The sequence below is a fragment of the Grimontia indica genome, assembly GCF_000333895.2.
Taxonomy (GTDB): Bacteria; Pseudomonadota; Gammaproteobacteria; order Enterobacterales; family Vibrionaceae; genus Enterovibrio; species Enterovibrio indicus.
In genome coordinates, this window is record NZ_ANFM02000044.1 from 1 (window position 1) to 782 (window position 782).

Genomic DNA, 782 nt, shown 5'->3' on the forward strand with positions numbered 1-782 from the left:
ACATGCACCTTGCCGTTATAGTCTGCCCCGAAGTTGGCCTGATGAAGGCCGTCATTAAAGTTCAGCTGCACCGTGCTGTTGGTTGTGGAGGTGTTGGTCATATTGACCGTCCAGCCCACCCAACCATCTTCCGCCGCATTCTGCAGGTGAGAGATGCTGGACACTTTTGGAATATCAGCGTTGTCGGTAATGACAGCCTCAGCAGATTGCACAAATCCCTGTCTGCCAGGAACAGCCGCCTGGATTTGAATGGTCTCGTTGCCTTCATAGACATTGTCATTGAGGGTTTGGGCATACACCCTGATCCCATCCTGTCCAGCAGGGACGGAGAAATCAAAACGGTAATTATTTGAAGCGTCGATGACACCTTCACCGATCTTTTGCCCAGACAGATTGTAGATAAAGACTTTGCCTGAGTAGTCAGTGCCATGGTCTGCTTGATGATAACTGTCATTGAAGTTGAGCCTGACCGTCGTGGCTTCATCAGACGGGTTGTTGAAGTTGACGGTCCAACCCGGGGAGGTGCCGCCCTCGACGCCATCTCTGAGGTGAGTGACCGACTGGACAATGGTGGCCGCTTCATCTTCGACAATGGTGACCGTACCGGACACCAGACTGCCTTGCCCATCGGCTTTGGCTTTGATGGTGTAGCTTTCATTGCCTTCGTAAGTGCCGTCTTCTGTGGTTTGAGATCGCACCTGGAAGGTTTTGGTGTTAGCCGGTACATCAATCCAGTTCCCGCCGGAGAAATCGCCGGTCGCTTTCACCCAGCCACTGCCGTA

At 52.7% G+C, this 782-nt stretch carries 1 pseudogene; it reads right to left on the minus strand.

The features are described 5' to 3' along the window. Window positions 1–782: pseudogene (locus D515_RS25910) on the minus strand (hypothetical protein); the annotation flags it as partial.